Annotated in this window: 7 protein-coding genes; 3 read left to right on the top strand and 4 right to left on the bottom strand. The window is 60.3% G+C overall.

Features of this window, described 5'->3' with window-relative positions:
* Positions 1-73: 73 nt before the first annotated feature.
* On the top strand, positions 74-1,444 hold the full coding sequence (locus I6E42_RS08935; protein WP_235371573.1) for a DUF1576 domain-containing protein: 1,371 nt from the start codon (positions 74-76) through the stop codon (positions 1,442-1,444).
* A 51-nt stretch (positions 1,445-1,495) separates the two neighbouring features.
* Here I6E42_RS08935 and I6E42_RS08930 read toward each other — a convergent pair whose 3' ends face one another.
* Positions 1,496-2,020, bottom strand: a complete 525-nt coding sequence (locus I6E42_RS08930; protein WP_235371572.1) for a spore maturation protein — start codon at positions 2,018-2,020, stop codon at positions 1,496-1,498.
* Positions 2,017-2,664, bottom strand: coding sequence for a nucleoside recognition domain-containing protein (locus I6E42_RS08925; RefSeq protein WP_235371571.1), 648 nt, complete (start codon positions 2,662-2,664; stop codon positions 2,017-2,019). The genes I6E42_RS08930 and I6E42_RS08925 overlap by 4 nt, the downstream gene beginning before the upstream one ends.
* A gap of 273 nt (positions 2,665-2,937) precedes the next feature.
* Between I6E42_RS08925 and I6E42_RS08920 the strand changes: the two genes are divergently transcribed.
* Complete coding sequence (locus I6E42_RS08920) at positions 2,938-3,189, top strand: AbrB/MazE/SpoVT family DNA-binding domain-containing protein (protein ID WP_235371570.1); 252 nt, start codon at positions 2,938-2,940, stop codon at positions 3,187-3,189.
* Between the two features lie 54 nt (positions 3,190-3,243).
* Here I6E42_RS08920 and rsmI read toward each other — a convergent pair whose 3' ends face one another.
* Complete coding sequence (gene rsmI, locus I6E42_RS08915; RefSeq protein WP_235371569.1) at positions 3,244-4,074, bottom strand: 16S rRNA (cytidine(1402)-2'-O)-methyltransferase; 831 nt, start codon at positions 4,072-4,074, stop codon at positions 3,244-3,246.
* Between the two features lie 286 nt (positions 4,075-4,360).
* Between rsmI and I6E42_RS08910 the strand changes: the two genes are divergently transcribed.
* On the top strand, positions 4,361-4,978 hold the full coding sequence (locus tag I6E42_RS08910; protein ID WP_235371568.1) for a tRNA1(Val) (adenine(37)-N6)-methyltransferase: 618 nt from the start codon (positions 4,361-4,363) through the stop codon (positions 4,976-4,978).
* Between the two features lie 152 nt (positions 4,979-5,130).
* Here the strand turns inward: I6E42_RS08910 and I6E42_RS08905 are convergent, their stop codons facing one another.
* Positions 5,131-6,522, bottom strand: a complete 1,392-nt coding sequence (locus I6E42_RS08905; RefSeq protein WP_459559326.1) for an MATE family efflux transporter — start codon at positions 6,520-6,522, stop codon at positions 5,131-5,133.
* Positions 6,523-6,528: the final 6 nt, after the last annotated feature.

The raw sequence follows: 6,528 nt of genomic DNA, 5'->3' as shown, positions 1-6,528 counted from the left end.
CCCTGTCCCTCCCCCCATATTTCCGGCGCCCCGGGCCAACACCCGCGGTTGGAGAGAAAGGAACGCCCTGCCTATGGACCATCATCTTCCTCTGCACCACCATCACCACATCCGCTATGAACGGATGTTTCCCTACTTGTGGGCCTACACCGCCGTGCTGGCCCTGGCCGGCTTTTGCCTGGACAGCCCGGAGGACATCTGCCGCGGCCTGATCACCATCATCTTCTCCGAGGACTCTCTGATCACCGACTATATCCTCATTGCCGGACCGGGCGCTGCCCTGGTCAATTCCGCCCTGGTGACCGCCATCAGCATCTGCCTCCTCTACCTGGCGGAGGACCGCCTCAACGGCATGACCCTGGTGGTCATTGGCCTGATGTCCGGCTTCTCCCTGTTTGGAAAGAATTTTGTCAACATCTGGCCCATTCTCCTGGGCACCTGGCTATACACCCGTTACCGGAAGGAGCCCTTCGGCCCCTACGCCAACATCGGCCTCATGGCCACCGCCCTGGCTCCGGTGGTCAGCTACATCAGCCTGGACAATGGATGGGGCAACCCCTTCTGGGGGACTTTGGTTGGCGTCACCATCGGCTTTATCCTCCCCCCTCTGTCCACATACACCTACCGCATCCAAAACGGCATGAACCTGTACAATATCGGCTTTGCCTGCGGTCTGGTGGCCTATATCTGCGTCCCGCTGATGGGTTCCCTGGGCGCCAGCCCCACCACACACTACCAATGGGCCTCAGGCTACAATGAGGTCTTCTCCCTGATGCTCTTTATTTTCTGCGGAACTCTGATCGTGGTCGGCCTGTTTTTTGCCGGGAGGCCGGTCTGGGCCTCCTGGGCGGGCTACCGGCGCCTCCTTCAGACCAGCGGCCGCGCCCCCAGCGACTATCTGCGTATGTTCGGTCCCGCCCCGGTGCTGATCAACACAGGCGTGAACGGCCTGATCGGCATGTGCTTTATCCTGGCCATCGGCGGCGACCTGAACGGCCCTACCCTGGGCGGTATTCTGACCATCATGGGCTTTTCCGCCTTCGGCAAGCATGTGGGCAATATTCTGCCCGTCATGGCCGGGGTCGCTCTGGGCGGCCTGGTGATGCACTGGTCCCTCAACGACTGCGCCGTCCAGCTGGCCTGCCTGTTCTGCACGACGCTGGCCCCCATCTCCGGCTATTTCGGATGGCCTTACGGCGTACTGGCTGGATTTCTCCACTCCTCCGTGGTGCTGTACACCAGTTCCCCGGTGGCGGGCCTGAACCTCTACAACAACGGTTTTTCCGGCGGCCTTGTCGCCATCGTTCTCTATCCCACCATTCTGGCCATCGCCCGCCGCCGCAAGCCCGTCTTTCAGGACGAGGACTATTTCGAGCACTTGGAACACGACGAACCTCTGGTTCCCCCTGTTCCAGACGAGCTTACAGAAGACGAAGAAACATGATCAAACACCGGATGCCGCGGTCAAGCCGCGGCATCCGGTGTTCTTTTTCGGTCAGCCAAAACACAGACGGACCGCCCAGGCGGCGGCCAAAAAACCGGTCAGATCGGCACACAGGGCGGCGGGGACGGCGTACCTGGTCTTAGTGACTCCCACCGCTCCAAAATAGACCGCGATGGTATAAAACGTCGTCTCGGTGGACCCCAGCATCACCGCAGCGGTCCGCCCCAGGTCGGAATCCGGCCCGTAAGTGGAGATCAGCTCCGCCCCCACCCCCAGGGCTGCCGAGCCACTGATGGGACGGACCAGCATCAGGGGCAGCAGTTCCGGGTACAGTCCCACCCGCTCCATCAGGGGCGCCAGCGCCTGGGCCGCCAAGTCCAACGCCCCGGAGACCCGAAGCATGTACACCGCCGTCATCAGGCCCACCAGGGCCGGAACGATGCGGATCAATGTCTCCAGCCCCTCCCCCGCTCCGTGGACCAGGGCGTCATACACGTCCACCTGTCGGGCCACACCGTACAGCGCCACACCGCAGATGGTAAAGGGAACCACCATGGTGAAAAAGAGGTCTATCATTTTCCCCCTCCCATCGCCTGGCGGCGGGAGGCCATCCACCGCCTGTTTGTCCTCAGGGGCGCCCGCTCCTCCCGCCAAAGGCAGGCCATCACCTTGCAGCTCAGGATCCCCACCCCTACCGACAGGGTGGAAGCCAGCCATACCGCAGGCAGGATGTCAAAGGGAGTTTGGCTCCCCGCCGCCGCCCGGACCGTAGCCACCGTGGTGGGGATCAGTTGAATCGAGGCCGTATTACACACCACCAGCATACACATGGCGTCCGAGGCGGCGCCCTGGCATTTTCGGCTCATCCTGCGGACCGCCTCAATGCCCAGAGGGGTGGCAGCGTTGCCCAGTCCCAACAGATTGGCGGACACGTTGGCGGAGATGCTGTCCATGATCTCCCGCTCCCCGGCTACCTGAGGAAACACCCTCCTCAGCACCGGCCTCATCAGCTTGGACAGCCGGTCCGCCAGCCCGGACCGGCGCATGACCTCCATCACTCCGGTCCACAGGCACAGCATCCCCGCGATGGACAGGCACAGCTCCACCCCCGCGCCCGCACCCTCCACTGCCGCGGCGGCCACCTCCGGGCCCCGCCCCGTCGCCAGCCCACACAGGACCGACAAACAGACCATTCCGGTCCAGATCACAGACATCGTCATCCGATACGCCCCCTCCCGTTTTATTTATACGGGTCCTGGACCAAAAACATGATAAAAAGCCGCAACTGGAAGTCCTAAAACAAAACCCCAATATTTGGTAAAAAACAGCGTTGTTTTTTCATTTTTTCTCAAAATCAATCAGAAATAGTTGACAGATTTTTTCTTTGTAGTACAATAAAATAGAGTAATTGAAGTTACCGCTATTTTGTGCGTTGCCCGTTTCATAACTGGCCAAAAGTCCGACACCTCGTAAGGCAGAAAGGAATTGATGATATGAAATCTACCGGGATCGTTCGGAAAGTGGATGAGTTGGGACGCATCGTCCTTCCGATCGAGCTTCGCCGTACACTGGACATTGCGGAGAAGGATTGTCTGGAAATTTATATGGACGGCCCCTCTATCGTGCTGAAAAAGTACCAGCCCGCCTGTATTTTCTGCGATGAGGCCAAGGACATTGTGATGTTCCGGGGCAAGAATGTCTGCTCCAAGTGCATCAAGGCGCTTCAGGAAGCCGAGAAGGGCTGAGTATGACCTTTTCTGAAAAAATACTCCGTGCTGCATACACAGCACGGAGTATTTTTATGGTTCCACCGCCAGGTCATAGAGCTGGTTGCGGGACAGGCCCAATTCCTTGGCAGCCCGCTTCACCGCGTCCCGTAGGGACAAGCCTTCCCCCCGCAGGCGCTCCACCATGGCCAGGCCGTCCTCCAGGGTGGCTTCTTCCTCCTCCAGCGGTTCCGCGCCCCGGACCACCAGGACAAATTCTCCCTTGGGTTGATTGTTCCCATAGTAGTCCCGGGCCTCCCCCAGGGTGGTGCGGCGGACCTCCTCGTGGAGCTTGGTCAGTTCCCGGCACAGGGATACCGGCCGGTCCTCCCCAAAGGTGTCCGCCAGGTCCTTCAGGGTGGCACTCAGCTTGTGGGGGGCCTCATAGAAAATCATGGTCCGCTCCTCCCCACGCAGGGAATCCAGGTGGGCCCTCCGGTTCTTCTTGTTCATTGCCAGGAAACCCTCAAACGTGAACCTGCCCGTAGGCTGGCCCGACACCGCCAGGGCGGCGACCAGGGCACAGGGGCCGGGAATGGCCTCCACCCGGATGCCCAACTGGGCACACTGGGCCACCAGCTCCTCCCCCGGATCGGAGATGGCGGGCATCCCGGCGTCGGTGACCAGAGCGCAGTTCTCCCCTGCCAGCAGCCGGTCCAGCACCGCTTTCCCCCCTGTCTCAGTATTGTGGCGGTGGTAGGACAGCATGGGCTTTTTGATCCCCAAATGGTTGAGCAGCTTCAGGGAGACCCGGGTGTCCTCGGCGGCAATAAAGTCCGCCTCTTCCAGTGTCTGGGCCATCCGCCGGGAGATGTCCCCCAGATTGCCGATGGGGGTGGGGACCAGGTAGAGGGTGCCTGCCATAGTGATTCTCCTTCTCGTTCGTGGGTTTCGTCCAGCAAGGATTTCGGGCAAAACTGTCCAAAATCCTTGCACCTTCCGCTGGAGCGCCTCAGCGTTCCAGCGGAAATACGCATTGTAACAATGTCTAAATTTCACAAAAACAGCTAAAATTAGCTGTTTTTGCGAAATTGCGCGGCGCTTGCCGCGCGAATAAACCGCTTTGCGGTTTATTCAGTAAACATTATTATAGCATGTCCCGGCAGTTTGTGGTATCCTTTTCTTATGATTTTCGGAGGGAGGGAGCTCTATGGAGCATCAGGAACAGCTGGGCCGGTTCGTTCTGACTTGGCCGGAGGGGGTGTTTCCCCTGGGACAGGACACCCTGGCCCTGGGACGGTTCGCCACGGTGAAGCCCGGTTGGCGGGTGTGCGACCTGGGCACTGGCAGCGGTGTGCTTCTTCTGCTGCTGGCGGAGCGGGCCAGGCCGTTGACCCTCCACGGGGTGGAACGGGATCCTTTGGCTGCCCAAGCCGCCCGGGACAACCTGCTCCGAAACGGCCTGGAGGGGGAGATCGTCACAGGCGACCTCCGGGAGAAGCCCTTCCCCGCCGGGCAGTTCGACCTGGTGGTGGCCAATCCCCCTTACTTTCCCGTGGGGGCGGGAAAAAGCGGCGGTCCCGCCCGGAGCGAGACCTTCTGTACCCTGGCGGAGCTGTGCGCCGCCGCCGGGTATCTGGTCAAAAACGGGGGGCGGTTCGCCCTGTGCCACCGGCCCGAGCGGCTGGTGGACGTGATGTGTGCCCTGCGGGACCACGGGCTGGAGCCCAAACGGATGAAACTGGCCGCCCACGGGCCGGACCATCCCCCGTCTCTGCTGCTGACAGAGGCCGTCAAACAGGGACGGCCCGGGCTTGCAGTGGAGTAAATTTCCACTGGCAATTCTGTATCACGATCAGTCATATGCCTTCCCATCATGTGGCAAAAAGGGCTTGCCGCCCGCGATTTGCGGGCGGCAAGCCCTTTCTCACGCCGGAACATCCTCACCGTCCCACATGCTCCGGCCTGTTCTCATGCTGTTTACGCCTTGGGATCCTCCGGAAGCCCGATTCCCCTGATTTCCCTCCGGTACACCCGGCGCAGGAACAGGGCGCAAAGGGTGACAGAGAACAGCTCGGCGATGGGGAAAGACCACCACACGGTATCCAGCCCGTGGATCTTGGACAGCAGGAAGGCCACCGGGAGCAGTACCACCAGCTGACGGACCACGGAGACGATCAGGCTGAGCACACCGTGTCCCAGCGCCTGGAACACCGCGGAGGACACGACGCAGAAGCCGGCAAACAGGAAGCTGATGGAAATGGTCCGCAGGGCGGGCACTCCGATGGTCAGCAGGTCGCCCGTTGTCTCCCCCTCGGCCAGAAACATGGACAGGAATACATCCGGGATGATCTGGAAGGCCAGAAAGCCCACAAACATGATACACACAGCGTACAGAATGCTGAGCTTGATGGTCTTGATGATCCGGTCCGGCTTCCGCGCCCCAAAGTTATAGGCCACAATGGGCACCATGCCGTTATTGAGTCCAAATACCGGCATAAAAATGAAGGATTGAAGCTTGAAATAGACGCCGAAGACAGCGGTGGCGGTGGCGGTAAAGGCAATGAGGATCTGGTTCATGCCAAACACCATCACCGAGCCGATGGACTGCATGGCGATGGAGGGCAGGCCCACGCTGTAAATGATGCCGATGACCCGTCGGTTGGGCCGGAAGCCCTTCATGGACAGATGGATGTCCGGATTCCGGGTCAGGTTGAAGATCAGGGCCAGCATGCCCCCTGTGGTCTGTCCGATGACCGTGGCCAGGGCGGCCCCGGCCACCTCCATTCTGGGGAAGCCAAACAGGCCGAAGATCAAGATGGGGTCCAGGATGATATTGGTCAGCGCCCCTACCGCCTGGGTGATCATGGTGAAGAAGGTACGGCCGGTGGCCTGAAGCAGCCGCTCAAAGGTGATGGCGGAAAAAAGGCCCGCGCTGAGACCGCAGCAGATGGTGAGGTACTGGGTGCCGTAGCTTACAATCCCCCCAATTTCCGTCTGCACCGCAAAGTACAGCCGGGAACAGGTGAAACCCAGAATGGAGAACACCAGAAAGCTGAGCAAGGCCAAAAACATGCCGTTCCGGGCCGCGTCATCCGCCATTTTCTGGTCCTTCTGCCCCAGGCTGCGGGACAGCAGGGCGTTGACGCCCACCCCGGTGCCCGCTGCCACGGCGATCATCAAATTCTGTACCGGAAACGCCAGTGACACCGCGTTCAGGGCGTCCTCGCAAAGTTTGGACACAAAAATACTATCCACCACATTATACAGTGCCTGGACCAGCATGGAGATCATCATAGGCACCGCCATATTCATCAGCAGCTTGTTGACGGGCATAATGCCCATCTTGTTCTCATTGGCGGGTCGTTCCAAGGGTAC

It is taken from the genome of Pseudoflavonifractor phocaeensis (assembly GCF_021531815.1).
GTDB lineage: Bacteria > Bacillota > Clostridia > Oscillospirales > Oscillospiraceae > Lawsonibacter > Lawsonibacter phocaeensis_A.
The sequence above is the reverse complement of the archived record's forward strand: the minus strand, read 5'-3'. Positions and strand labels throughout refer to the sequence as shown.

What these genes read in the sequence shown, in the direction of transcription:
- I6E42_RS08935 (WP_235371573.1), top strand. Translation starts at nt 74, where the DNA reads ATGGACCATCATCTTCCTCTGCACCACCATCACCACATCCGCTATGAA.
- I6E42_RS08930 (WP_235371572.1), bottom strand. Translation starts at nt 2,020, where the DNA reads ATGATAGACCTCTTTTTCACCATGGTGGTTCCCTTTACCATCTGCGGT.
- I6E42_RS08925 (WP_235371571.1), bottom strand. Translation starts at nt 2,664, where the DNA reads ATGACGATGTCTGTGATCTGGACCGGAATGGTCTGTTTGTCGGTCCTG.
- I6E42_RS08920 (WP_235371570.1), top strand. Translation starts at nt 2,938, where the DNA reads ATGAAATCTACCGGGATCGTTCGGAAAGTGGATGAGTTGGGACGCATC.
- rsmI (WP_235371569.1), bottom strand. Translation starts at nt 4,074, where the DNA reads ATGGCAGGCACCCTCTACCTGGTCCCCACCCCCATCGGCAATCTGGGG.
- I6E42_RS08910 (WP_235371568.1), top strand. Translation starts at nt 4,361, where the DNA reads ATGGAGCATCAGGAACAGCTGGGCCGGTTCGTTCTGACTTGGCCGGAG.